A 23,607-nucleotide genomic window follows, 5' to 3' on the forward strand; every position below is an offset into this window, starting at 1 on the left:
CGGCCCCGGGGGTCCGCTCCGGGGACCCGCTCCGGCCGGGGCCGGATTCGGGCTGTCCGGAAACCCCGCGACACCCCCGTGACACCTCCGTACCCAGGGCCGGGCAGGGGCCGCCGGGGCCGTCGCGACGACGGTTCATGCCCGACGAGATGGTTTCGCGGGGAAACGGCCACTTAACGCTAACGGTCTGATTTCGGCCCTTGACGTTGTGCTTCCCTTACCCATGCAATGTCACACATCACCAGATGTGAGGAGCGGCAATGCGCGCCATCCCCCTGAAATCCTTCACGTCCCTGGCCGTCCTCGGTCTCCTGGTCACCGGATGTGGCCAGGGGCTGCTCGGCGGCGGCGAGGACGGCGGCCAGGCGGCCGGCAAGAAGGACGAGCCGATCGTGCTCGGCATGCTGATCCCGCAGTCGGGCAGCGAGGCCGCCATCGGTCCGTACATGAGCAACGCGGCCCAGCTCGCGATCGACGAGATCAACGCCAAGGGCGGCGTGCTCGGCCGCCAGCTGCAGCTGAAGACCGCGGACGACGCCTGTGACGCCCAGTCGGCGGCGGCCGGTGCCAACAAGCTGGTCACCGAGGGGGTCGACGTCTCCGTGGGCGGTTACTGCTCCGGGGCGACGCTACCCACCCTGCCGATCTTCGGCAAGGCCGGCATCCCGATGATCATCCCGGCCGCCAACTCCCAGGAGCTGGTGGACCAGAAGCTCAAGCACGTCTTCCTGATCAACGGCACCGGCTCCCAGCAGGCCGCCGCCGCCGAGAAGTGGATCACCAAGCAGGGCGCCGAGAGCGTCGCGCTGATGCACGACAACACCAGCTACTCCAAGGACATCGCGCTGCGCACCGAGACCCTGCTGAAGGCCCCCGACGGGGCCGAGGCGGTCATCACCGAGGCGGTCACCCCCAAGGAGAGCGACTACAGCGCCAACATCACCAACGTGCTGGCCAAGAAGCCCGACTTCGTCTACTGGACCGGCTACTTCCAGGAGGGCGGCCTGATCGCCCGCCAGCTGCGGCAGGCCGGCTACAAGGGCTCCATCATGGTCGGCGACGGCTCGGTCTCGCCCAAGCTGATCGAGATCGCCGGGGACGAGGCCGCCGAGGGCGTCTACGCCACGATGACCCAGACCCCCGACACCCTCGAGGGCGCCGAGGGCTGGATCGACGCGTACAAGAAGAAGTTCGGCACCGACCCCGGGCCTTACTCCAACCAGGCCTACGACGCGGTGCGGCTGGCCGCCGAGGCGGTCACCAAGGCGGGCGGCACCGACGGCCCGAAGGTGATCGCGGCCCTGGAGGCGGTCGACGGCTTCTCGATGTTCTCCGGGCCGCTGAAGTTCACCCCCGAGCACACCCTGGCCAACGGCGGCTTCCAGATCCTCGTCGTGAAGGGCGACGCCTTCACCCTGCAGGACTCCCTCAAATGACCGGCAACACCTCACCCGGCGCCTACGGCGGCGACGCCGGGTGCGACAGGGCCCGGGGCGGCGAGAACGACGCCCGCCCAGAGCCCTCCGAGGACCGGCAGCCCGCCGGGTACCGGGGCCGTCACCGGCGCTTGGGCACCGGCGGCACCGGCAACGGCGGCAGCGGCGGGCACGGCGGCCCGGACCGCCCGCCGGGGAAGCGGGCCGCGCGATGACGCAGCTCGTCTGGAACGGCCTGTTCGTCGGCTCGTTCTACGCCCTGGTGGCACTGGGCTACAGCATGGTGTACGGGATCATCAAGCTGCTCAACTTCGCCCACGGCGACCTGTACATGCTCGGCGCGTTCGCCGGCTTCGCCATCCTCGGCGCGGTCGGCGGCGTGACCTCCTCGATGGCGCTGCCGCTGCTGCTGGCGGTCCTGCTGGCGAGCATGGCGCTCACCGGCCTGGCCGGGGTCGCGCTGGAGCGGATCGCCTACCGGCCGCTCCGCCGGGCCCCGCGCCTGTCCCTGCTGATCACCGCGGTCGGCGCCTCCTTCGCCCTGGAGTACGGGATGCGCGCGGTGGCCGGGGCCGACCCGCGGGTCTACCCGGTACGCCTGGGCGGCACCTCGATCGAGATCCTCGGCGCCCGGATCACCCTGCAGCAGCTCGCCCTGATGGGGGTCGCGGTGGTGCTGATGGCCGGGCTCAACCTGCTGGTCACCCGCACCCGCGAGGGACGGGCCATGCGGGCCATCGCGCTGGACCCGCGCACCAGCGCGCTGATGGGCATCGACGTCAACGCCGTGATCTCCCGCACCTTCTTCATCGGCTCGGCCCTGGCCGGGGCCGCGGGCGTGATGGCCGGGGCCTACTACGGGAAGATCGACTTCCTGATGGGCTTCCTGATCGGCCTCAAGGCCTTCACCGCGGCGGTCATCGGCGGCATCGGCAACATTCCGGGCACCATGCTCGGGGGGCTGCTGCTCGGGCTGCTGGAGTCGTTCGGCACGTTCTGGCTGGGCGGCGAGTGGCGCGACGTGTTCGCCTTCGGGGTGCTGATCCTGTTCCTGACCGTGCGGCCCACCGGCCTGCTCGGCGAACGCGTCACGGAGCGGGTGTGACGGCCGGGACCAAGGTCCGCCGCCGCGGCACGGACCGTCCCCCCAGCCTGGCGTCGAAGCTGATGCAGAACAGGTGGGCCGGCACCGCCGGCCTGCTGATCGCGCTGCTGGCGCCCTTCGTCAACGCCAGCCCGTACGCGCTGTCGGTCATGACCAGCGCGGCCATCGCCGTGATGCTCGCGGCCGGGCTGAACATCGTGGTCGGCTACTGCGGCCTGCTCGACCTGGGCTACGTCGCCTTCTTCGCGGTCGGCGCCTACACCAGCGGCGTGCTGGCCACCCGGTTCGACCTGCCGCTGCTGGCCACGGTGCCCGCGGTGATCGTGGTCACCGTCGTCGCCGGGATCGTCATCGGCGCGCCCACCCTGCGGCTGCGCAGCGACTACCTGGCCATCGTGACGCTCGGCTTCGGCGAGATCATCCGGATCACCGCCAACAACCTGGACGTCACCGGCGGCCCGTCGGGCATCTACGGCATCCCGTCCCTGGTGGACAGCCCGGTGCTCTTCTACTACGTCACCGTCGCCGTCGTCTCGCTGGCGGTCCTCGGCTCGGCGCGGCTGGGCCGCTCCCGGCTGGGCCGGGCCTGGCGGTTCGTCCGCGAGGACGAGGACGCCGCCGAGGCGATGGGCGTGCACACCTACCGGGTCAAGCTCGCCGCCTACATCGCCGGCGCGGTCTGGGGCGGCCTGGCCGGGGTGCTGTTCGCCGCGCAGCTGTCCGCCGTCTCACCGGGCAGCTTCACCTTCCTGGCATCGGCGCTGGTGCTGATGGCCGTCGTGCTCGGCGGCATGGGCTCGGTCTCCGGCGTCGTGGTGGGCGCCGTCGTGATCAGCGTCCTGCCGGAGATCCTGCGGGACCTGGCCGACTACCGTTACTTCCTGTTCGGCGTCCTGCTCATCGCCTTCATGCTGCTGCGCCCGCAGGGCCTGTGGCCGGCCCGTTCCAAGGAGGTGCCGTGAGCCTGCTGAGCGTGACCGACCTGCGCCTGACCTTCGGCGGGGTGACGGCCATCGACGGCCTGTCGTTCTCGGTGGACGAGGCGGAGATCGTCTCCGTCATCGGACCCAACGGGGCGGGCAAGACGTCGGCCTTCAACTGCGTCACCGGCTTCTACCGGCCGACCGCGGGCCGGATCACCCTGCGCGGCAAGGACCTGCCGGGACTGCGGCCCTCGGCCGTGGCCGCCCTCGGCGTCGCGCGCACCTTCCAGAACCTGCGCCTGTTCGGCGAGCTGTCGGTCCTGGACAACGTACGGGCCGGATCGCACCTGTGGCTGCGCCAGAGCGTCTTCGACGCCCTGCTGCACACCCCCCGGTACCGGCGTTCCGAGCGCGAGTGCACCGAGCAGGCCCACCACTGGCTGGACTTCGTGGGCCTGCGCGGCGACCGGTACGGGCAGGCCCGCAACCTGCCCTACGGCGAGCAGCGCCGCACCGAGATCGCCCGCGCCCTGGCCCGCAAGCCCGACCTGCTGCTGCTGGACGAGCCCGCCGCCGGGCTCAACCACGGCGAGAAGGCCGAGATGCTCGACCTGATCCGGCGCATCCAGGCCCTCGGCGTGGCCATCGTGCTCATCGAGCACGACATGGGACTGGTCATGGAGGTCTCCGAGAGGGTGGTCGTGCTCAACTTCGGCAGGGAGATCGCCGACGGCCGTCCCGAGGACGTCCGGCGGAACCCGGCCGTCATCGAGGCCTACCTCGGCGGTGACATCACCGCGGGGGAGAGGGACACCCCGCAGGACGATCCCTCCGGGACCACGCCGGGCACGGACGCCGCGCACACGCGGGCCCCGGACGCCGACGGCGCCGACGGTGCCGACGCCGCGGACGGCTCCGGGGACGGGGCCGGGAACCGTACCCCCGCACGTGACAGGACCGCCGGGAGCGACGCCGATGCTTGAGATCGAGGACCTCGACGTCCACTACGGCGGCGTGCACGCGCTGCGCGGGCTCTCCCTCACCGTCGGCGAGGGGGAGATCGTGGCCCTGCTCGGCAACAACGGCGCGGGCAAGACCACCACGCTGTCCGCGGTCTCGGGGCTGGTACGCCCCAGCGGTGGCGGCGTGACCTTCGACGGGCGGAGGATCACCGGTGAGAAACCGCACCGGATCACCGCCTCCGGCCTGGTGCACGTCCCCGAGGGACGCAGGATCTTCAGCACGCTCAGCGTCCACGAGAACCTCCAGCTGGGCGGCTACCTGGTCCGCGACCAGGCGGAGGTCCGCAGCCGGATCGAGCGGGTCTACGGGCTGCTGCCCCGCCTGGCGGAACGGCGTACCCAGCAGGGCGGCACGCTGTCGGGCGGCGAGCAGCAGATGCTCGCCATCGGCAGGGCGCTGGTCACCGGGCCGCGCCTGCTGCTGCTCGACGAGCCGTCCATGGGCCTGGCCCCGCTGGTGGTCGCCTCGGTCATGGAACTCATCGCGGGCATCAACGCCGAGGGGACCTCGGTGCTGCTCGTCGAGCAGAACGCCACGGCCGCCCTGGGGATCGCGCACCGCGGGTACGTGATCGAGAACGGCGCCTGCCTGCTGGACGGGCCGGCCGCCGGGCTCCGCCGGGACCCCCGGGTCGTCGAGGCCTACCTCGGCGGGGTCTGACGGCCGGGGTCCGGCGACGGGGTCCGGTGCGGGCTCGGCACGGGTTCGACGGAGAACCCCGCAGGACCTCGGATGTTCGATGGCGGGCGCACCGCCTGGGAGGATGTGACGGTGGCGGGTTCCGTCCGCCGGACATGGACGCGGTCGACAGGAGAGGCTCCGTTATGGCTTCGAGGGCGGACGGCCGGCTCGACCTGCCCGCGGTGGGGGAGAGACAGAGCCTGCGGGAGCAGGTGGCCCACGCGCTGCGGGCGGCCCTGATCACCGGTGAGATGCGGCCCGGCATGGTCTACTCCGCCCCGCTGCTGGCCGCCCAGTTCGGCGTCTCGGCCACCCCGGTGCGCGAGGCCATGCTCGACCTGGCCAAGGAGGGCCTGGTCGAGGCGGTGCGCAACAAGGGCTTCCGGGTCAGCGAGATGTCCGAGCGCGACCTGGACGAGCTGGCGGAGATCCGCGAGCTCATCGAGGTGCCCACGGTGACGCGGCTGGCCGACGCCGGTCGCGCACCGGCCTTCGAGACGCTCCGCCCGATGGCCCAGGAGATCGTCGACGCGGCCGAGCGGGGCGACCTGCTCGCCTACGTCGACGCCGACATCCGCTTCCACCTGGAACTGCTCGCCCTGGGGGGCAACTCCCACCTGGTGGAGGTGGTCCGCGACCTGCGCAACCGGGCCCGCCTGTACGGGCTGTCCGGCCTCCACCGGCGCGGGCGGCTCGCCGACTCCGCCCGCGAGCACCTCGCCCTGCTGGAGCTGCTCTCCACCGGTGACGCGAACGGCGCCGAGCGGCTGATGCAGCACCACATCCAGCACGTGCGGGGCATCTGGGCCGGGGCCACCGAGCCCTGAGACCCGCCCCGGACACCCCGGCCGGAGCCGCGAACAGGCCGGGAACAGGCCGGAGCCGCAGTGGGATCCCCGAGCGCGGTGGATCGGCCCGAGCGGTGGGGTCAGCCGGAGGAGCGGGTGGCGCCCAGGGTCGCGATGACCACGCAGCCGACCGCCGCCCACTCGCGCGCCTGGAGCACCTCGCCCAGGATCACCAGGCCCGCCAGCGCGGCCACGGCCGGCTCCAGGCTCATCAGGATGCCGAAGACCCGCTTGGGCATCCTGCGCAGCGCCTCCAGCTCGATCGAGTAGGGGATCACCGACGAGAGCAGGCCCACCCCCAGGCCGATCAGCAGCACCTCGGGCCGGAGCAGGTCGGCGCCGCCCGAGGAGATCCCGACGGGGGCGACCACCACGCAGGAGATGATCATCGCCAGGGAGAGCCCGGTCGCCCCGGGGAAGCGCCGGCCGACCGAGGCCGACAGCAGGATGTAGGCGGCCCAGCAGGCCGCCGCGACCAGGGCGAAGGCGATCCCGGACCAGCTGATCCTGGACGCCGACGTTCCCCACGGTGCCAGCAGCACCACGCCCGATCCGGCGAGCGTCACCCAGAGCAGGTCGAGGCGGCGGCGCGAGGCCGCGACCGCGACGCCGAGCGGGCCGAGGAACTCGATGGCCACCGCGATCCCCATGGGAAGGCGGGCCAGCGCCTCGTAGAACGACAGGTTCATCACGCCCAGCGTCACGCCGAACGCCAGGCCCGCCGCCGCGTCCCCCCGGCTCAGCCCCCTCAGCCGTGGCCTGGCGACCGCCCCCAGGATCAGCGCGCCGGTGGCGATCCGCAGGAAAACCACCGCGCTCGGCGAGAGCTGGCCGAACAGGTCCTTGGCGAACCCCGCGCCGACCTGGACCGACAGGATGGCCAGCAGGACCAGCCCGGACGGCGGAACGGCGTCGGAGGCGGCCTTCAGCAGCGCGCCGGGCCTGACCGGGCCGGGCTCGTAGGGTTCTGCGGGCCCGTGCAGGGCTTCGGCGGTCACGGCACTCCTCAGGTGCGAAAAGGTCGGTCACACCTTACCGGGCGGGGTGTCCCCGCTCAGGGGCATCCGCCATGTGAGACGGAGCCCGCCCGCCCCGGGCCCGCCGGCCACGCGGGCCCGAAGCGATCCCACGGACCCGCTCCGGCCCGCCGTGCCCCCGAAGCGCCCCGCGATCCCGCTCCGGGCCCGCGGGGGTACGCGCTCAGCGGGTGTAGAGGGCCACCGTCATGCCCGGTACCCGGCCCGTCCGCCACGCCTTGGCACGGACGAACCCCTCCCCGGTCAGGACGGCGACCCGGTCGACGCGCGAGGCCGCCTCGGACCCGCCCCGCCAGACGACCCAGACCCGCTCGCGCCCGGCGACGGCGGCGGCCAGGTCGGAGCGCTCCGGGTAGCCGAACGAGGCCGGCAGTGGGTCGCGGCCCGTGAGCATCACGTCGTCGGGCAGGCCCGCGCCGCCGTAGTAGAGCAGGCCCTGGCGCAGCGAGGAGCGCCCGTAGACGAGGGCGTCGCCGGGCCGCGCCTCGCTCGCCAGGATGCGCGCCGCCCGGGGGAAGTTCTCGTGGTGCCCGTCCTCCCCGCGGACGTCCAGCTGGCCGGGGAACCCGGCCGCCAGCACGCCCGCCACCGCCAGGACGGCGGGCGGCCGGGGCAGCGCGGCGACCGTGAGCCCGGCCAGCAGCGCGTACCCGGGCACCGTCGCGAACAGGTAGCGGTCCACGTACACCGGGGTGATCAGGTGGGAGACGGCGAACAGCGCCAGGGGCGGCAGGAGGGCCCAGCCGGCCAGCAGCGCCACCCAGAGCCGGTCGGCGCCGTGGCGCCGCAGGAAGGGGGCCGCCGCCGCGAGCAGGAACAGCGCGCCCCCGGCCAGGGCGGTGCCGCCGATCATCTTGGGCAGCGCCAGGAACACGTCGGGTCCCGGCAGGGTGATCCAGCTGATCGCGTGCCGTTCGGCGAACCCGACCACCGCCCAGACGGCCCCCGGCACGAAACCGGCCGCCAGGCAGGCCAGCACCCTGGGCGCCACTCCCCGCCCGTACAGCGCGACCGCCGTCAGGTGCGCCGCCGTGACGAGCAGGGCGAACACCTGGGTGCAGCCGAGCAGCGCCACGGCGGCCGCGTACCCCCACCAGCCGCGGCGCCGTCCCGGCTCCTCGATCGCCCGGTACAGCGTCCAGGTGGCCAGGACCGCGGCGGCCGCGGCGAACGCGTACGAGCGGGCGTTCTGCCCGTGGTAGGAGACCGACGGCAGCGCGACGTAGACGACGGCCGCGGCCGGCCCGGCCGGCCCGGCCGGCCACGAGCTCATCCGGCGTCCCAGGTCGGCGATCAGCGCGGTCGCCACACCGGTGGCGAGCGCGGAGGGCAGGCGCATCCACCACTCCGCCTGCCCGAACTCCAGCCACAGGTGCATGAACGCGTAGTACGGCAGGAAGTGCCCGTCGATGTGCTGGGCCAGCTCCCAGAGCCCCGCGGCGCTCCGGCGGGCCGCGCTGAAGGTGGCGAGCTCGTCCGAGGAGTGGGAGACCGCGGAGGCGCCCGCGACGCAGACGAGCGTGGCGACGATCCCCGTGGCCGGGCCCGCCCACGTCCGTCCCTGCCGTTCCCGCGCAGGCCGGGATGGACGTCGCGCTCCGGTAATGATCACCCGGAGGATGTTAGGCGGAAACGATCACCCTTGATCGTCTTTCTCTGACAAAAGACCGTATTTCTACGGGAAAAGTCGGATCATTCCCAGCGGAAGGTCCGCGCGGTCAGCAGGAGCGACCCCGCCGCCCATGCCGCGAGGACCACCACCGCGGCCGGCGGCGGCCCCGACCCGTCGGCGAGCACCGCGCGGAGCCCGCCGGTGAGCGCGGAGATCGGCAGCAGCTCCAGCACCGGCCGCACCGCCTCGGGGAACCGCTCCAGCGGGAAGGCGACCCCGCCGCAGGCCAGCAGGACCAGGTAGACCAGGTTCGCCGCGGCGAGCGTGGCCTCGGCGCGCAGCGTCCCGGCCATCAGCAGGCCCAGGCCGCTGAACGCGGCCGTGCCCAGCACGATCAGCAGCAGCGCCGCGAACGGCGAGCCCGCCGGGCGCCATCCCAGGGCGGCCGCCACCGCGCAGAGCACCGCGACCTGGACGACCTCCACGGCGATCACCGCGAGCGTCTTGGCCAGCATCAGCCCGGTCCGCGACAGCGGGGTCGCCCCCAGCCGCTTCAGCACCCCGTAGCGGCGCTCGAAGCCGGTCGCGATGGCCTGCCCGGTGAAGGCGGTGGACATCACGGCCAGCGCGAGCACCCCCGGGGTCATGAAGTCGATCCGGGAACCGCCGCCCACGTCCAGGATGGGGGCGACCGAGAGGCCGACGAGCAGCAGCACCGGAATGATCATCGTGAGCAGCAGCTGCTCGCCGTTGCGGAGCATCGCCCGGATCTCCGCGCCGGTCTGGGCCGCCACCATCCGTCCCAGCGGCGCGGCCCCCGGGGCCGGGGTGAGGTCCAGGGTCGTCATGTGCGTCGTCTCCTTCGGGGCGGGCCGCGTCAACGGAGCTCACGCCCGGTCAGTTCGAGGAAGACGTCCTCCAGGGTGCGCCGCTCGATGCTGAGGTCGTCCGCGGTCACGCCCTCGGCCGCGCACCAGGTCGTCACGGTCGCCAGCAGCTCCGGCACGACCTGTCCCTCGATGATGTAGTGCCCGGCCGGCGACTCCTTGGCCGCGCTGCCGACGGGCAGGGCGGCGAGCAGCTCGTCCAGGGAGAGTCCCGGCCGGGCGCGGAAGCGCAGCTGCCGCTCGGCGCCGGTGAGGGAGGAGGGGGTGCCCTCGGCGACCACCCGGCCGCGGTCGATGATCACGATCTGGTCCGACAGGCGCTCCGCCTCGTCCATGTGGTGGGTGGTGAGCACCACCGAGACCCCGCTCGCGCGCAGCTCGCGGACCAGCTCCCAGCAGGCGTGCCTGGCCTGCGGGTCCAGGCCCGCGGTCGGCTCGTCGAGGAAGACCAGCTCGGGACGGCCGATGACCGCCCCGGCCAGCGACAGGCGCTGCTGCTGGCCGCCGGAGAGCCTGCGGTACGGGGTGCGGGCGTGCTCGGTCAGCCCGAGCCGCTCCAGCAGTGCCCCGGGGTCGAGCGGACGGGCGTGGAAGCGGGCCATCAGCCGCAGCCACTGCCCGCAGCGGGCCGCGGGCGGGACGCCACCGGCCTGGAGCATCACCCCGACCCTGGCCCGCAGCTCCCGCGCGGACGGGTCGAGCCCCAGCACCTTCACGCTGCCCGCGTCGGCCCGGCGGAACCCCTCGCAGATCTCCACGGTGGAGGTCTTGCCGGCCCCGTTGGGGCCCAGCACCGCGGTGACCGCGCCGCGGGCGGCGGTGAGGGTCAGGCCGTCGACCGCGGTCGTCCCGCCGTATCTCTTGACCAGGTCGACGATCGCGACGGCTGGGGAGTCCATGGCCACGAGTTTAGAGACCGCCTCCGGCGCTCCCGCTTCCGGACCACGCGTCCGGCGCGCCCGCGGTTCGCGGGCGGCGCGGAAGGGTGGCCCGACGCCCCGCTCCGACGCCCCGCTCCGACGCCCCGGCCCGGCGCGCCGGAGCGCGCGACGGACCTGCTTTTTTCTGCCCTTTTCAGGAAATTTCCGGAACAAAGGAATTCGGATGACCGATCGGTGGTTGGGACGCTTCGGCTCACGCGGCCCCTCGGGGCTCGTGGGCCGTCTTGCGCCGGTGACCGGAGAGGGAGGACGAGTATGACCGCGGCCGTCGTCGAGCCGGGGGTGACGCCGGGCACGCGGCGCAGGGGACTGCTGCTGCTGATCCTGGGTGCGCTGTCGGCGATCGGCCCCCTGTCGATCGACATGTACCTGCCCGCCTTCCCCGCCATCGCCGAGGGGCTGGGCACCGGGCAGGCGCAGGTGCAGCTCACCCTCACCGCCTGTCTCATCGGGGTCTCCGCCGGGCAGGTCGTCGCCGGGCCGCTCAGCGACGTCCGCGGGCGCCGCGGCCCGCTGCTGATCGGCATCGCCGCCTACGCCGCGGCCTCCCTGCTGTGCGCCTTCTCGCCCTCGGTGTACGGGCTGATCGCCTTCCGCCTGCTCCAGGGCTTCGCGGGCGGCGCCGCGCTGGTGATCGTCCGCGCGATCGTCCGCGACCTGTACGAGGGCGCGGCCATCGCCCGCATCTTCGCCACCCTGATGCTGGTGACCGGCCTGGCCCCGATCCTGGCCCCGATCGCCGGCGCCCAGCTGCTCGCCCACACCTCCTGGCGGGGCGTCTTCGTCGCCCTCAGCGTCGCGGGGCTGATGCTGCTGGTCTCGGCGCTGGCCGGGGTGCGCGAGACCCTCCCGGCCGACAGCCGCGAGGGCGGCGGGCTCCGGCACACCCTGGTGACCTTCTGGTACCTGCTGCGCGACCGGCCCTTCATGGCCGCCGCGCTGTCCGGCGGGATGGGGTTCGCCGCCATGTTCGCCTACATCTCCGGGTCGCCGTTCGTGCTCCAGGAGGTCTACGGCACCTCTCCCGAGGTGTTCTCCCTGGTGTTCGGGCTGAACGCGCTCGGCCTGACCATCACCGCGCAGATCGGCGGGCGCCTGGCCGGGCGCCGGGTGGACCCGGCCCGGCTGATCCTCCTCGGGCTGCTGCTGAGCGTGGCCGGGGCCGCGGCGATCCTGGCCACGGTCGTGTTCGGGCTGGGCCTGCCGGTGCTGGTCGCCGGGTTGTTCGTGATGATGTGCGGGGGAGGTTTCGTGCTGCCGGGCAGCGGCGCGCTCGCCCTGGCCGGCCAGCCCCCGCAGATCGCCGGGAGCGCGGCCGCGCTGACCGGTGTGCTGCAGTTCGGGCTCGGCGCGCTCGCCGCGCCGCTGGTGGGCCTGGGCGGCGAGGGAAGCGCCCTGCCGATGGCCGTCGTGCTGACCGGCTTCACCGTGGCGGCGCTCGCGATCTTCGCCGGTCTGGGCCGGGGACCGGGGCGCGTTTCCGCAGGTTAGGTAAGCCTTTCCTACGTGATGCATCACATTCCCGGCACGCCCACACCGGTTTGTCAGCGGGGAAGTAATTACGGCACACTGATGTTGTGAAATACGTGACCGGGATGCGAGACACCGAGAAGGCCGCCGCCGCGCGGCTCTCCGGCGTGTCCGCCGAGCGCAGCACGCGAGCGCGTGTCGCCCGGCTCATCCTGGAGCACGGACCGATCACCGCCGCCGCTCTCGGCGAGCGGCTCGGCCTGACCCCGGCGGCCGTGCGCAGGCACCTGGACGCGCTGCTGGCCGAGGGGATGACCGAGGTCCGCACCGCCCGGCCGCGCGGCCAGCGCGGGCGCGGGCGGCCGGCCAAGCTGTTCGCGATGACCGACCAGGGCCGCAGCGCCTTCGAGCACGCCTACGACGACCTGGCGGGCAGCGCGCTGCGCTTCCTGGCCGAGCGCGTGGGCGAGGAGGCCGTGGCCGAGTTCGCCCGTTCGCAGGTGGCCGGCCTCGTCGACCGGCTGCGGCCGCAGATGCGCGAGGTCCCCGCCGACCAGCGGGTGCGCGTCCTGGCCGAGGCCCTCTCCGACGACGGCTACGCCGCCTCGGCGAGCAAGGCCGGTGTCGGCGGCGAGCAGCTCTGCCAGCACCACTGCCCGGTGGCGCACGTCGCCGCCGAGTTCCCGCAGCTGTGCGAGGCCGAGACCGAGGCGTTCGCGCGCATTCTCGGCACGCCCGTGCAGCGGCTCGCGACCATCGCCCACGGCGACGGTGTGTGCACCACCCACGTGAGCCCCCACCGGGCTCCGGGAGCGGGCGCGCGGGAGGGCGCGACGTCATCCCCACCCTCCCCACGCTCCGAACCGGCACCACCGCCGGCCGTCCACGAAACGATCGACATATCGAGCAAGGAGACCGGAAGGTGACTGTCACCGACCGCCCGGAGCTGGAAGGCCTCGGGAATTACAAGTTCGGCTGGGCCGACTCGGACGCCGCGGGAGCGACGGCCAAGCGTGGCCTGTCCGAAGAGGTCGTCCGCAACATCTCCGCGCTGAAGAACGAGCCGGAGTGGATGCTGGACCTGCGCCTGAAGGGGCTCCGCCTCTTCGGCAAGAAGCCCATGCCGAACTGGGGCTCCGACCTCAGCGGGATCGACTTCGACAACATCAAGTACTTCGTGCGCTCCACCGAGAAGCAGGCCGCCTCCTGGGAGGACCTGCCCGACGACATCAAGAACACCTACGACAGGCTGGGCATCCCCGAGGCCGAGAAGCAGCGCCTCGTCGCCGGGGTCGCCGCCCAGTACGAGTCCGAGGTGGTCTACCACAAGATCCGCGAGGACCTTGAGGAGAAGGGTGTCATCTTCGTCGACACCGACACCGCCCTCAAGGAGCACGAGGAGATCTTCAGGGAGTACTTCGGGACCGTGATCCCGGTCGGCGACAACAAGTTCGCCGCGCTGAACACGGCCACCTGGAGCGGCGGCAGCTTCATCTACGTGCCGCCGAACGTCAACGTGGAGATCCCGCTCCAGGCCTACTTCCGGATCAACACCGAGAACATGGGCCAGTTCGAGCGGACCCTGATCATCGTGGACGAGAACTCCTACGTGCACTACGTCGAGGGCTGCACCGCGCCGATCTACACCTCCGACTCGCTGCACAGCGCGGTCGTGGAGATCATCGTGAAGAAGGGCGCCCGCTGCCGGTACACGACCATCCAGAACTGGTCGAACAACGTCTACAACCTGGTCACCAAGCGCGCCGTGGCGTACGAGGGCGCGACCATGGAGTGGGTCGACGGCAACATCGGCTCCAAGGTCACCATGAAGTACCCGGCCGTCTACCTCATGGGCGAGCACGCCAAGGGCGAGACCCTCAGCGTCGCCTTCGCCGGTGAGGGCCAGCACCAGGACGCCGGGGCCAAGATGGTCCACCTGGCGCCCAACACCAGCTCCTCGGTGATCTCCAAGTCCGTCGCCCGCGGCGGCGGCCGGACCTCCTACCGCGGCCTGGTGCAGATCGAGGAGGGCGCGCACGGCAGCGCCAGCACGGTCAAGTGCGACGCGCTGCTGGTCGACCAGATCAGCCGCTCCGACACCTACCCGTACGTGGACGTGCGCGAGGACGACGTCTCCATGGGGCACGAGGCCACCGTCTCCAAGGTCTCCGACGACCAGCTCTTCTACCTGATGAGCCGCGGTCTGGGCGAGGACGAGGCGATGGCGATGATCGTCCGCGGCTTCGTCGAGCCGATCGCCCGCGAGCTCCCGATGGAGTACGCCCTGGAGCTGAACCGGCTGATCGAGCTGCAGATGGAAGGAGCCGTCGGCTGATGGGCCTCGACACCGCTGTGAAGCCCCTCTCGACGCTGCACGAGAGGGCCTCCTACGACGTGGCCGACTTCGCCGTCCCCACCGGCCGGGAGGAGGAGTGGCGCTTCACCCCGCTCTCCCGGCTGCGGGGCCTGCACGAGGGCGTCCCGGCCTCGGCGAACGTGGCCGTGCACGTCGACGCCGCGCCCGAGGCCGTCGTGGAGACCGTCGGGCGCGACGACGCCCGGCTCGGGCGGGCCTACGTGCCCGCCGACCGGGTCAGCGCCCAGGCGTACGCCTCCTTCGAGAAGGCCACCGTGATCACGGTGCCCCGCGAGGCCGTCGCCTCCACGCCGACCGTGGTCACCTTCACCGGGTCGGGCACCGGCACCGCCTACGGCCACACGGTCGTGCGCCTGGAGCCGATGGCCGAGGCCGTGGTCGTCCTGGACCACCGGGGCAGCGCGGTCTACGCCGACAACGTCGAGTTCGTCGTGGGCGAGGGCGCCACGCTCAAGGTCGTCAGCCTGCAGGACTGGGCCGACGACGCCGTGCACGTCTCCCACCACCACGCCCAGCTCGCCAAGGACGCCGTCTTCCGCGGCTTCGTGGTCACCCTCGGCGGCGACCTGGTCCGGCTCTCGCCGTCGGTCTCCTACTCCGGCCCCGGCGGCGACGCCGAGCTGAACGGCCTGTACTTCGTCGACGCCGGCCAGCACCTGGAGCACCGCCTCCTGGTCGACCACTCCACGCCCGACTGCCGGAGCAACGTCGACTACCGCGGCGCGCTCCAGGGGGCCGACGCCCACGCGGTCTGGATCGGCGACGTCATCATCCGCGTCGAGGCCGAGGGCACCGACACCTACGAGCTGAACCGCAACCTGCTGCTCACCGACGGCGCCCGCGCCGACTCGGTGCCCAACCTGGAGATCCTCACCGGGGAGGTCGCCGGGGCCGGCCACGCCAGCACCTCCGGCCGCCTCGACGACGAGCACATCTTCTACCTCCAGGCCCGGGGCATCTCCTTCGAGGACGCCCGCCGCCTGGTCATCAGGGGCTTCTTCGCCCAGCTTCTGGAGAAGATCGAGATCCCCGAGCTTCGCGAGCGCGTTCTCGCCCGGGTCGAGGCGGAGCTCGAGAAGTGACGTTCGAGAAGGTCTGCAAGCTCGCCGACATCCCCGACGAGGGAGTGATCGGCCTTGAGGTGGGGGACACCCCCGTCGCCCTGGTCCGCCGGGGCGAGGAGGTGCACGCGCTGCGCGACGTGTGCTCCCACGCCGAGGTGAAACTCAGCGAGGGGGAGGTCTACGACGGCACCCTCGAGTGCTGGCTGCACGGCTCGTGCTTCGACCTGCGCTCGGGCAAGCCCACCGGCCCGCCCGCCATCAAGCCCGTCCCCGTCTACCGAGTAAAGATCGACGGCGATGACGTCCTCGTCTCGCTCTCGAAGGAGTCATAACGTGTCTGACACCAGCCGAGTCACCTCGGGTTCCACCCTGGAGATCCGCGACCTGCACGTCACCGTCGCCGACAAGGAGATCCTGCGCGGCGTCGACCTGACCGTGCGCGCCGGTGAGACCCACGCCATCATGGGCCCCAACGGCTCGGGCAAGTCCACCCTCGCCTACGCGATCGCGGGCCACCCCAAGTACGCCGTCACCGGCGGCCAGGTCCTGCTCGACGGGACCGACCTGCTCGACCTGTCGGTCGACGAGCGCGCCCGCGCCGGCCTGTTCCTCGCCATGCAGTACCCGGTCGAGGTCCCCGGCGTCAGCGTCGCCAACTTCCTGCGCACCGCGGTCACCTCGACCACCGGTGAGGCCCCCAAGCTCCGCCAGTTCGCCAAGGACCTCAAGTCCGGCATGGACGCCCTGTCCATCGACTCGGCCTTCGCCCAGCGCAACGTCAACGAGGGCTTCTCCGGCGGCGAGAAGAAGCGCCACGAGATCCTCCAGCTGGAGCTGCTCAAGCCGAAGATCGCCGTTCTCGACGAGACCGACTCCGGTCTCGACGTCGACGCGCTGCGCGTGGTCTCCGAGGGCATCAACCGCTTCCGCGCGGGCGGCGAGACCGGCGTGCTGCTCATCACCCACTACACCCGCATCCTGCGCTACGTGAAGCCGGACTTCGTCCACGTCTTCTCCGCCGGGCGGATCGTGGAGCAGGGCGGCCCCGAGCTCGCCGACAAGCTCGAGGAAGAGGGCTACGAGGCCTACACGAAGGCGTCGGCCTGATGAACAACGGCCTTGACGTGGAGAGGATCAGGAAGGACTTCCCGGTCCTGTCCCGCGAGCTTCCCGGCGGCAGGCCGCTGATCTACCTCGACTCCGGAAACTCCGCGCAGAAGCCCACCCAGGTGGTCGAGGTGATGCGCGAGCACATGGCCATGCACTACAGCAACGTCGGCCGCGCCATGCACGTGCTGGGCGCGGAGTCCACCGAGGCGTACGAGGACGCGCGCGACAAGATCGCCGCGTTCATCGGCGCGCCCGGCCGCGACGAGGTGGTCTTCACCAAGAACGCCTCCGAGGCGATCAACCTGGTGGCGTACGCCTTCGGCAACCCGACCTGCGAGGACCCGCGCTTCCGGCTCGGCCCCGGCGACGAGATCGTGATCTCGGAGATGGAGCACCACTCCAACATCGTGCCGTGGCAGATGCTGGCCCAGCGCACCGGCGCGACCCTGCGCTGGTTCTCCGTCACCGACTCCGGCCGCCTGGACCTGTCGAACCTCGCCGAGCTCGTCACCGAGCGCACGAAGATCGTCTCGATCGTGCACCAGTCGAACGTGCTCGGCACGGTCAACCCGGTCGCCCCGGTGCTGGCCAGGGCCCGCGAGGTCGGCGCCCTGATGATGCTGGACGCCTCCCAGTCGGTCCCCCACCAGGGGGTGGACGTGGCCGCCCTGGGCGTCGACTTCCTGGCCTTCACCGGCCACAAGGTCGTCGGCCCGTCCGGCATCGGCGTCCTGTGGGGTCGCGCCGAGCTGCTGGAGGCCATGCCCCCGTTCATGGGCGGCGGCGAGATGATCGAGGCGGTCTGGATGGACCACTCGACCTACGCTCCCGCGCCGCACAAGTTCGAGGCCGGCACCCCGCCGATCGTCGAGGCCATCGGCCTCGGCGCCGCGGTGGACTACCTCACCGAGATCGGCATGGACGCCGTCGCGAGCCACGAGCGCGAGCTCACCGCCCACGCGCTCGACGCCCTGGGGGAGATCCCGGGCCTGCGGGTGATCGGCCCGGCCGACCTGGCCGACCGCGGCGGCACCGTCTCGTTCACGCTGGAGGGGATTCACCCGCACGACGTCGGGCAGATCCTGGACGACAACTTCGGCGTGGCCGTGCGGGTGGGTCACCACTGCGCCCGCCCGCTCCACCTCAGGTTCGGGATCCCCGCCACCACGCGGGCCTCCTTCTACCTGTACAACACACCGGCCGAGATCGACGCGTTGGTCCGCGGCCTCCACCACGTGCGGAAGGTGTTCGCCTAGCCATGCCCGAGCAGTCGAGCCGGCGTACGGGCGGACGGCGGGGGCCCGGTGCCCTCCGCACGGCGGCCGGCGACGCGCGAGCGCACGGCGCAGCGAACGAGAAGGTGAGCACGACCCTATGATCGCCGAGTCCATGTACCAGGAGCTGATCCTGGAGCACTACAAACACCCGCAGGGGAGGGGTCTTCGCGACCCCTACGACGCCGAGGTCCGCCACGTGAACCCGACCTGTGGCGACGAGATCACCATGCGGGTGAGGCTGGGCGACGGCGGCAAGGTCGAGGACGTCTCCTACGACGGCCAGGGCTGTTCCATCAGCCAGGCCGCCGCCTCGGTGCTGCACGAGCTGGCCATCGGCTCGACCGTCGAGGACACCCTCGGCGTGGTCGACGAGTTCACCCGGCTCATGCAGGGCAGGGGCAAGGTCGAGGCCGACGAGGACGTGCTGGGCGACGCGGTCGCCTTCGCGGGCGTGGCCAAGTTCCCCGCCCGTGTGAAGTGCGCGCTACTGGCCTGGATGGCCTACAAGGACGCGGTCGTGAGGAGCACGAAATGAGCAAGGCTGTTGAGACGCCGACCACGGCGCAGGACGACACCGCCACCCATGACGAGGTCATGGAGGCGCTCAAGGACGTGGTGGACCCCGAGCTCGGCATCAACGTCGTGGACCTGGGCCTGATCTACGGGCTGCACCTCGACCCGGCAGGGGAGGGCGCCGAGGGCACCGATGGCGCTGCTGCGCTGCCGGTCGCCACCATCGACATGACGCTGACCAGCGCGGCCTGCCCGCTGACCGACGTCATCGAGGACCAGGCGCACTCGGCCCTGGAGGGCATGGTCTCCGACGTGAAGATCAACTGGGTGTGGCTCCCGCCGTGGGGCCCGGACAAGATCACCGACGAGGGGCGCGAGCAGCTCCGCATGCTCGGCTTCAACGTCTGACCGAGGCACCGTCCGGGACGTCCGGGGACGAGGGGCCCGCGCCCCGCGTCCCCGGACGTCCTTCCGGCTCTCCGGGGGCGGCGGGGCGACGTGGAGCGGCGGGGCGACGTGGAGCGGCGGGGAACCACACGGAGGCGCCGCGGGTGCTCGAAGGGCTCGCGGGACGGCTCCCGAGGGTCCGCCGGGGCGGGGCCCCGGGTCCGGCGGAGAGCGTCCGGAGGACCTGCCGGTCCTCCGGAGCATCCCCCGCCGGGGCGGGTCTCGCACGCTCCGGTGCAGGTCAAGGCACGAGGGGACCGTGCCCGGTGAGGAGCGCGAACCCCCGGATTCGAGCTGTGCCGAATTGTGTGAGAGTATTTCCGAGGCCGGGAAGAAAAGCCCGGCCGGGAGTGTTGACTCCAATCGACGGACAAGCGGACGGCCGATGCCGGACGCCCCGACCGAACCTGGCACTGCGAACGCCGGGTATGCTTGATCGTGGTTTGACTGCGTGCGGGTAAGCTAGACCCGCCCCGTGCGGTGCGCCTCGACTTGCACCGCACCACCGCCCCGATGTGGGTGTTCATCCAGCGCGGCCTCAGGCCGCGCGCTCCAGGCTCGTCCTTTCGCAGAAGTGACGTGCCCCGTTCTTCTATCGAAAGGCACGAGTCTTCGTGACCATGCTTGACGCTGTTCTGCCCGAGTTCACCGAGATCACCGAGATCTCCCAGGCCCCGTCCGGGCCGTCCGAGTTCACCCTTCTCGGCCTGCCGAAGCCCCTGGTGACCGGGCTGTCCCGCGCGGGCATCGACAGCCCCTTCCCCATCCAGCGGGCCACGATCCCCGACATTCTCGCCGGGCACGACGTCCTGGGCCGCGGCCAGACCGGCTCCGGCAAGACGCTCGCCTTCGGCCTGCCCATGATGACCCGCATCGCTGGCGCCAAGGCCCGTCCCGGCCGCCCGCTGGCCGTCGTCCTGGTGCCGACCCGCGAGCTCGCCATGCAGGTGACCGACGCGCTCGAGCCGCTCGGCCGTGGCCTGTCGCTGCGCATGAAGACCGTCGTCGGCGGCATGTCCATGGGACGCCAGATCGAGGCGCTGCGCCGCGGCGTCGAGGTCGTGGTGGCCACCCCGGGCCGGCTCACCGACCTCATGCAGCAGGGTGAGTGCACGCTGGACGAGGTCCAGGTGACGATCCTGGACGAGGCCGACCACATGTGCGACCTCGGCTTCTTCCCGGTGGTCAGCGCGATCCTGCAGCAGACCCCGGCCGACAGCCAGCGCCTGCTGTTCTCCGCCACCCTGGACGGCGACGTCGACAAGCTCGTCCGCCGCTTCCTCACCAACCCGGTGACCCACTCCATGGACCCGGCCACCTCCTCGGTCGACACCATGGAGCACCACGTCCTCGAGGTCCACCGCGACGACAAGTTCCCGGTGACCGCCGAGATCGCCAACCGCGAGGGCCGGACGATCATGTTCGTGCGCACCCAGCACGGCGTGGACCGGCTCTGCAAGCAGCTCGCCCAGGTCGGCATCCGCGCCGGCGGCCTGCACGGCGGCAAGCGCCAGAACCAGCGCACCCGCATCCTGTCCGAGTTCAAGGAAGGCGCGATCAACGTCCTGGTCTGCACGGACGTCGCGGCCCGCGGCATCCACGTCGACAACATCAGCCTCGTGCTGCACGTCGACCCGCCCCAGGACCACAAGAGCTACCTGCACCGCGGCGGCCGTACCGCCCGCGCCGGGGAGAAGGGCACCGTCATGACGCTGGTGCTCCCCAACGAGCGTCGCTCCACCGAGTCGATGACCCGTCGCGCCGGCATCAAGCCGTTCCGCATCAAGGCCACCCCGGGCCACCCCCGCCTGGAGGAGGTCGCCGGTGCGCGTACCCCCAGCGGCGAGGCGATCCCGGTCTGGGAGCCCTCGGCCCCGGCCGCCAAGCAGCGTCAGGGCCGTGGCGGTTACGGCAACGGCGGCGGTAACGGCGGGGCCCGTGGCCCGCGCCGCTTCCGCTCCGACCGTCCCGCCCACGGCGCCGAGGGCGGCCAGCCCCGCGAGCGTTCCTTCGGTGACGACCGTCCCGCCGGTGGCGGTGGTTACCGCTCCGAGCGTCCGGCCGGTGGTGGCGGCTACCGTTCCGAGCGTCCCGCCGGTGGCTACCGCGGTGGCGAGCGGCGCGAGCCGTTCCGCGCCGACCGTCCGGCCCCGGCCGGTGGTGGCGGTTACCGTTCCGAGCGTCCCTCGGGCGAGCGCGAGCCCTTCCGCGGCGAGCGTCAGGGCGGCGGCTTCCGCGGTGGCGAGTTCCGCGCCGACGGCCGCGGCTCGGCCCCGCGCAGCGGTGGCAGCCGCTACGGCCGCTGATCGCTGATCCATCGTCGGGACCCCTCGGGGGTCCCGGTACGACCCTTCGAAGGGCCGGTACGGCATCCGCCGTGCCGGCCCTTCGGCGTTCCGCCCCCGGCGGGTGTACCGGCCCTTCGTTCCCGGCCCGGTGGGCGCACGGGCTCAGTGGACGGCCGGCGACCGGTCGGGCCGGTCGAGTCCTGAACGGCCGATCCGCCCCGGTGGGCGCGCGGGCTCAGTGGCCGGCCGGGGCCGGATCGTCGCGCAGCCTGCTGTAGAGGTGGCCGTCACGCCACCGGCCGGCGCGGAACTCCACGGCGCGCAGGACGCCCTCCAGGGTGAAGCCCGCCTTCTCCAGCGACCTCTGCTCCGCGATGTTCTCCGGGTGGGTGGCCGCCTCGATGCGCTGTGCCGGGGTGTGCGTGAACAGGTAGTCGCAGAGCATCGCCTGTGCGCGCCAGCCGATGCCGCGCCCGCGCCGGTCCGGGAGCAGGGCGATGCCGATCTCCCAGTACCGGGAGAGCGCGGACCCGCGTGCCACCCAGCTCATGAAGCCGGCGGTCGTGCCGTCGGCCTCGACGACGAGCCTGCTGTCGTCCGCTCCGAGATAGCCGTCCAGGGCGAAGCGCCTGGCCGGGGCCTGCGCGTCGCGGAACCCGGCCCAGTCCAGGCCGATCAGCCCGGGTTCGGTGCTGAAGCGCCGGAACATGCCGAGGTCGTCCTCGGTCACCGGCCGGAGCCGTACCTCGGGGCTGCTCACCGTAGTGCCTCCTCGGGAACCGCCCGCGGGGGCGTGATCATGTCGACGCCCGGACCATACCTCGCGCGTCCCGGCGGCGCGGAGCGGTCCTCGGGGAGGGGCGGGCCGGATCGTGCGGCCGGGACCGGTCCGTGCAGGTGGCGGCGTACGTCCTCAGGGGGTGGTGGCCGGTGGCCGGGCGCCCGGGCCGGGGAGCACGTCGACGTCGGTCGCGTGCATCGGCCGGTGGCAGACCGAGCAGTGCGGCTCGACGTGGCTGATCTCGCCGCAGGCGTGGTGCCGGTAGAGCACCGGGGGGCCGGCCTCGCCGGCCGTCCAGCGGTCGCCCCAGCGCACCATCGTCAGCAGCAGGTCGCACAGCTCCATGCCCTTGGTGGTGAGCGTGTACTCGTGACGCGGGGGCCGGCTGGAGTACTCGGTGCGCTCCAGGACGCCTTTCTCGACCAGCCACCTGAGCCGTTCGGCGAGCACCTTGCGCGAGATGCCCAGGCTCTGCTGGAGCCGTTCGAAGCGGGTGATGCCGACGTAGACGTTCCGCAGGATCAGCGGTGACCACGGCTCGCCGATGACGTCCAGGGTGCGGGCGATCGAGCAGGCCATGTCACCGAACGGGGTTCGCTGCATGATGACAGTCTAAGGGAAGGGTTTCCTCAGGGAACTGTCTCCGGTCGCGGCCCCTGCACGTTCCTTTCGGAAGCTCGGTCGGGACGGCATGTGGATCACATGTTGACGATCTAGATCCAGTCGTCATCATGGGCTTATATCCCCTCATGTCGAGTCATGTCAGTGTCCCTGTCATCCCCGTCGTTCCCGTCGTCCCCGCTCGTCGCGGCCCCGGGGCCGGGCCCCCTCCGCCGGGCCGCCCGCACGGCCGGCCGACGCGCCGGAGCTGGTCGAGACGTCCGAGATAAGAGGATCAATGCGCCGCTCGTGGTTCGGCCCCCGCACGTCCGCCCACCTTCGTCTCGTCGTCCCGCGGGCCCTGGCCGCCCTCCTGGTCGCGGCGACGACCCTGCCCATGACGTCCCCGGTGTCCGCGGCGTCCGTCGCGTCCGCCACCGCCGTCCGCTCCCCGGCCGGTACGACCGCCGCGCAGAGCTACCGCGTCCTGCAGCTCAACCTCTGTCACAGCGGGGTCAACACCTCCTGTTTCAACGGTGAGAACACCGTCCGGGAGGCGCTGGACGTCATCGGCGCCAGGCAGCCGCAGGTGGTCACGCTGAACGAGATCTGCCGCGCGGACCTGGCCCGGCTGGCCTCCGCGATGGGCGACGGCCACCGGGTGTTCGCCCCCGCGCTGCGTCCCGACGGCACGCCGGTCCGCTGCGTCGACGGCGACGAGTACGGCAACGGGATCGTCTTCCGGGCCACCGGGGCGACGAACTTCTCCGGCGTCCACGCCACCCAGGACGGCGGGAGCGAGAGGCGCGTCTACGTGTGCGCCGAGTTCGCCGACCTGACCGGCTGCACCACCCACCTGTCGACCACGGGCACCGTCGCGATGGCGCAGTGCAAGGCGACCGTCGCCCTGCTGCGCGACAGGGGCGCGGCCACGAGACCGACCTTCCTGGCGGGGGACATGAACATGAAGTACGCCCCACTGTTCGGGCAGAACGTCCAGAACTGCAACTCCGCGCCCTTCTTCCGCAAGGGGGACGGGGACGTCCAGCACGTCTTCGCGGCGAGCATGGGCTTCGAGCGCACCGACGTCATCCCCATGCGGTACACCGACCACCCCGCGCTGCTCGTCACCCTGACCCGGCCCTGAACCGGCCCCCACGCGGCCCGCGGACGGGACGTCCCGGGAC

Annotated in this window: 24 protein-coding genes; 18 read left to right on the forward strand and 6 right to left on the reverse strand. The window is 72.2% G+C overall.

The genetic code is table 11. The annotated features are described in order from the left end of the window. The first annotated feature begins 260 nt into the window (after positions 1–260). The 7 genes from ACZ6RT_RS02095 (at position 261) to ACZ6RT_RS02125 (ending at position 5,995) form a co-directional block, all read left to right on the forward strand. On the forward strand, positions 261–1,436 hold the full coding sequence (locus tag ACZ6RT_RS02095) for a branched-chain amino acid ABC transporter substrate-binding protein (RefSeq protein WP_399188394.1): 1,176 nt from the start codon (positions 261–263) through the stop codon (positions 1,434–1,436). Then, a complete protein-coding gene (locus ACZ6RT_RS02100) occupies positions 1,433–1,651 on the forward strand; it encodes a hypothetical protein (RefSeq protein WP_470151933.1) in 219 nt (72 codons plus the stop codon). The genes ACZ6RT_RS02095 and ACZ6RT_RS02100 overlap by 4 nt, the downstream gene beginning before the upstream one ends. Beyond that, the gene (locus tag ACZ6RT_RS02105; protein ID WP_399188398.1) at positions 1,648–2,541 is read left to right on the forward strand and encodes a branched-chain amino acid ABC transporter permease; all 894 of its coding nucleotides are present in this window, start codon (positions 1,648–1,650) and stop codon (positions 2,539–2,541) included. Before ACZ6RT_RS02100 ends, ACZ6RT_RS02105 begins: the two co-directional genes overlap by 4 nt. Beyond that, positions 2,538–3,503 carry a branched-chain amino acid ABC transporter permease gene (locus tag ACZ6RT_RS02110; protein WP_399188400.1) on the forward strand — a complete coding sequence of 322 codons (966 nt, stop codon included), beginning with the start codon at positions 2,538–2,540 and terminating at the stop codon, positions 3,501–3,503. The genes ACZ6RT_RS02105 and ACZ6RT_RS02110 overlap by 4 nt, the downstream gene beginning before the upstream one ends. Continuing rightward, on the forward strand, positions 3,500–4,447 hold the full coding sequence (locus ACZ6RT_RS02115) for an ABC transporter ATP-binding protein (protein ID WP_470151935.1): 948 nt from the start codon (positions 3,500–3,502) through the stop codon (positions 4,445–4,447). Before ACZ6RT_RS02110 ends, ACZ6RT_RS02115 begins: the two co-directional genes overlap by 4 nt. Beyond that, positions 4,440–5,147: an ABC transporter ATP-binding protein gene (locus ACZ6RT_RS02120; RefSeq protein WP_399188404.1), complete on the forward strand. Its 708-nt coding sequence runs from the start codon at positions 4,440–4,442 to the stop codon at positions 5,145–5,147. The genes ACZ6RT_RS02115 and ACZ6RT_RS02120 overlap by 8 nt, the downstream gene beginning before the upstream one ends. 164 nt (positions 5,148–5,311) lie before the next feature. Continuing rightward, a complete protein-coding gene (locus tag ACZ6RT_RS02125; RefSeq protein WP_399188406.1) occupies positions 5,312–5,995 on the forward strand; it encodes a GntR family transcriptional regulator in 684 nt (227 codons plus the stop codon). 101 nt (positions 5,996–6,096) lie between these two features. Here the strand turns inward: ACZ6RT_RS02125 and ACZ6RT_RS02130 are convergent, their stop codons facing one another. The 4 genes from ACZ6RT_RS02130 to ACZ6RT_RS02145 all read right to left on the reverse strand — a co-directional run bounded on the left by ACZ6RT_RS02130 (position 6,097) and on the right by ACZ6RT_RS02145 (position 10,451). Beyond that, on the reverse strand, positions 6,097–7,014 hold the full coding sequence (locus tag ACZ6RT_RS02130; protein WP_399188408.1) for an EamA family transporter: 918 nt from the start codon (positions 7,012–7,014) through the stop codon (positions 6,097–6,099). 202 nt (positions 7,015–7,216) lie between these two features. Then, entirely contained in the window at positions 7,217–8,665 is a 1,449-nt protein-coding gene (locus ACZ6RT_RS02135; RefSeq protein WP_470151937.1) for a glycosyltransferase family 39 protein, read from the reverse strand. Between the two features lie 80 nt (positions 8,666–8,745). After that, positions 8,746–9,513 (reverse strand): ABC transporter permease, encoded by a 768-nt coding sequence (locus ACZ6RT_RS02140; RefSeq protein ID WP_399188412.1) that lies wholly within the window; start codon positions 9,511–9,513, stop codon positions 8,746–8,748. 29 nt (positions 9,514–9,542) lie between these two features. After that, the gene (locus ACZ6RT_RS02145; protein ID WP_399188414.1) at positions 9,543–10,451 is read right to left on the reverse strand and encodes an ABC transporter ATP-binding protein; all 909 of its coding nucleotides are present in this window, start codon (positions 10,449–10,451) and stop codon (positions 9,543–9,545) included. 297 nt (positions 10,452–10,748) lie between these two features. On the opposite strand from ACZ6RT_RS02145, the gene ACZ6RT_RS02150 reads away from it, so the two are divergent. The 10 genes from ACZ6RT_RS02150 to ACZ6RT_RS02195 all read left to right on the forward strand — a co-directional run bounded on the left by ACZ6RT_RS02150 (position 10,749) and on the right by ACZ6RT_RS02195 (position 21,057). Continuing rightward, positions 10,749–11,984, forward strand: coding sequence for a multidrug effflux MFS transporter (locus ACZ6RT_RS02150; protein WP_470151939.1), 1,236 nt, complete (start codon positions 10,749–10,751; stop codon positions 11,982–11,984). Between the two features lie 104 nt (positions 11,985–12,088). Continuing rightward, positions 12,089–12,889 (forward strand): helix-turn-helix transcriptional regulator, encoded by an 801-nt coding sequence (locus ACZ6RT_RS02155; RefSeq protein WP_399188418.1) that lies wholly within the window; start codon positions 12,089–12,091, stop codon positions 12,887–12,889. Beyond that, positions 12,886–14,298, forward strand: coding sequence for a Fe-S cluster assembly protein SufB (sufB, locus tag ACZ6RT_RS02160; RefSeq protein WP_399188420.1), 1,413 nt, complete (start codon positions 12,886–12,888; stop codon positions 14,296–14,298). The genes ACZ6RT_RS02155 and sufB overlap by 4 nt, the downstream gene beginning before the upstream one ends. After that, positions 14,298–15,422: a Fe-S cluster assembly protein SufD gene (gene sufD / locus ACZ6RT_RS02165; protein WP_399188422.1), complete on the forward strand. Its 1,125-nt coding sequence runs from the start codon at positions 14,298–14,300 to the stop codon at positions 15,420–15,422. The genes sufB and sufD overlap by 1 nt, the downstream gene beginning before the upstream one ends. After that, a complete protein-coding gene (locus ACZ6RT_RS02170; protein ID WP_399188424.1) occupies positions 15,419–15,736 on the forward strand; it encodes a Rieske (2Fe-2S) protein in 318 nt (105 codons plus the stop codon). Before sufD ends, ACZ6RT_RS02170 begins: the two co-directional genes overlap by 4 nt. Before the next feature lie 37 nt (positions 15,737–15,773). Continuing rightward, positions 15,774–16,511, forward strand: coding sequence for a Fe-S cluster assembly ATPase SufC (gene sufC, locus ACZ6RT_RS02175; protein WP_470152124.1), 738 nt, complete (start codon positions 15,774–15,776; stop codon positions 16,509–16,511). Continuing rightward, positions 16,511–17,770, forward strand: a complete 1,260-nt coding sequence (locus ACZ6RT_RS02180; RefSeq protein ID WP_470151942.1) for a cysteine desulfurase — start codon at positions 16,511–16,513, stop codon at positions 17,768–17,770. The genes sufC and ACZ6RT_RS02180 overlap by 1 nt, the downstream gene beginning before the upstream one ends. Before the next feature lie 118 nt (positions 17,771–17,888). After that, positions 17,889–18,326 (forward strand): Fe-S cluster assembly sulfur transfer protein SufU, encoded by a 438-nt coding sequence (sufU, locus tag ACZ6RT_RS02185; RefSeq protein WP_470151943.1) that lies wholly within the window; start codon positions 17,889–17,891, stop codon positions 18,324–18,326. Beyond that, positions 18,323–18,712 carry a metal-sulfur cluster assembly factor gene (locus ACZ6RT_RS02190; protein WP_344903351.1) on the forward strand — a complete coding sequence of 130 codons (390 nt, stop codon included), beginning with the start codon at positions 18,323–18,325 and terminating at the stop codon, positions 18,710–18,712. The genes sufU and ACZ6RT_RS02190 overlap by 4 nt, the downstream gene beginning before the upstream one ends. A 659-nt stretch (positions 18,713–19,371) precedes the next feature. Next, entirely contained in the window at positions 19,372–21,057 is a 1,686-nt protein-coding gene (locus ACZ6RT_RS02195) for a DEAD/DEAH box helicase (RefSeq protein WP_399188433.1), read from the forward strand. A 217-nt stretch (positions 21,058–21,274) separates the two neighbouring features. Here the strand turns inward: ACZ6RT_RS02195 and ACZ6RT_RS02200 are convergent, their stop codons facing one another. Both ACZ6RT_RS02200 and ACZ6RT_RS02205 read right to left on the reverse strand, forming a co-directional pair. Beyond that, positions 21,275–21,799: a GNAT family N-acetyltransferase gene (locus tag ACZ6RT_RS02200; protein WP_399188435.1), complete on the reverse strand. Its 525-nt coding sequence runs from the start codon at positions 21,797–21,799 to the stop codon at positions 21,275–21,277. A gap of 153 nt (positions 21,800–21,952) precedes the next feature. Then, on the reverse strand, positions 21,953–22,423 hold the full coding sequence (locus ACZ6RT_RS02205) for a winged helix-turn-helix transcriptional regulator (protein ID WP_399188437.1): 471 nt from the start codon (positions 22,421–22,423) through the stop codon (positions 21,953–21,955). Positions 22,424–22,718: 295 nt separating this feature from the next. Between ACZ6RT_RS02205 and ACZ6RT_RS02210 the strand changes: the two genes are divergently transcribed. Further along, complete coding sequence (locus tag ACZ6RT_RS02210; protein ID WP_470151947.1) at positions 22,719–23,567, forward strand: endonuclease/exonuclease/phosphatase family protein; 849 nt, start codon at positions 22,719–22,721, stop codon at positions 23,565–23,567. Positions 23,568–23,607: the final 40 nt, after the last annotated feature.

It is taken from the genome of Streptosporangium sp. NPDC050148 (assembly GCF_055586505.1).

What these genes read in the sequence shown, in the direction of transcription:
- ACZ6RT_RS02095 (WP_399188394.1), top strand. Translation starts at nt 261, where the DNA reads ATGCGCGCCATCCCCCTGAAATCCTTCACGTCCCTGGCCGTCCTCGGT.
- ACZ6RT_RS02100 (WP_470151933.1), top strand. Translation starts at nt 1,433, where the DNA reads ATGACCGGCAACACCTCACCCGGCGCCTACGGCGGCGACGCCGGGTGC.
- ACZ6RT_RS02105 (WP_399188398.1), top strand. Translation starts at nt 1,648, where the DNA reads ATGACGCAGCTCGTCTGGAACGGCCTGTTCGTCGGCTCGTTCTACGCC.
- ACZ6RT_RS02120 (WP_399188404.1), top strand. Translation starts at nt 4,440, where the DNA reads ATGCTTGAGATCGAGGACCTCGACGTCCACTACGGCGGCGTGCACGCG.
- ACZ6RT_RS02125 (WP_399188406.1), top strand. Translation starts at nt 5,312, where the DNA reads ATGGCTTCGAGGGCGGACGGCCGGCTCGACCTGCCCGCGGTGGGGGAG.
- ACZ6RT_RS02140 (WP_399188412.1), bottom strand. Translation starts at nt 9,513, where the DNA reads ATGACGACCCTGGACCTCACCCCGGCCCCGGGGGCCGCGCCGCTGGGA.
- ACZ6RT_RS02145 (WP_399188414.1), bottom strand. Translation starts at nt 10,451, where the DNA reads ATGGACTCCCCAGCCGTCGCGATCGTCGACCTGGTCAAGAGATACGGC.
- ACZ6RT_RS02150 (WP_470151939.1), top strand. Translation starts at nt 10,749, where the DNA reads ATGACCGCGGCCGTCGTCGAGCCGGGGGTGACGCCGGGCACGCGGCGC.
- ACZ6RT_RS02155 (WP_399188418.1), top strand. Translation starts at nt 12,089, where the DNA reads ATGCGAGACACCGAGAAGGCCGCCGCCGCGCGGCTCTCCGGCGTGTCC.
- sufD (WP_399188422.1), top strand. Translation starts at nt 14,298, where the DNA reads ATGGGCCTCGACACCGCTGTGAAGCCCCTCTCGACGCTGCACGAGAGG.
- ACZ6RT_RS02180 (WP_470151942.1), top strand. Translation starts at nt 16,511, where the DNA reads ATGAACAACGGCCTTGACGTGGAGAGGATCAGGAAGGACTTCCCGGTC.
- sufU (WP_470151943.1), top strand. Translation starts at nt 17,889, where the DNA reads ATGATCGCCGAGTCCATGTACCAGGAGCTGATCCTGGAGCACTACAAA.
- ACZ6RT_RS02190 (WP_344903351.1), top strand. Translation starts at nt 18,323, where the DNA reads ATGAGCAAGGCTGTTGAGACGCCGACCACGGCGCAGGACGACACCGCC.
- ACZ6RT_RS02195 (WP_399188433.1), top strand. Translation starts at nt 19,372, where the DNA reads ATGCTTGACGCTGTTCTGCCCGAGTTCACCGAGATCACCGAGATCTCC.
- ACZ6RT_RS02205 (WP_399188437.1), bottom strand. Translation starts at nt 22,423, where the DNA reads ATGCAGCGAACCCCGTTCGGTGACATGGCCTGCTCGATCGCCCGCACC.
- ACZ6RT_RS02210 (WP_470151947.1), top strand. Translation starts at nt 22,719, where the DNA reads ATGCGCCGCTCGTGGTTCGGCCCCCGCACGTCCGCCCACCTTCGTCTC.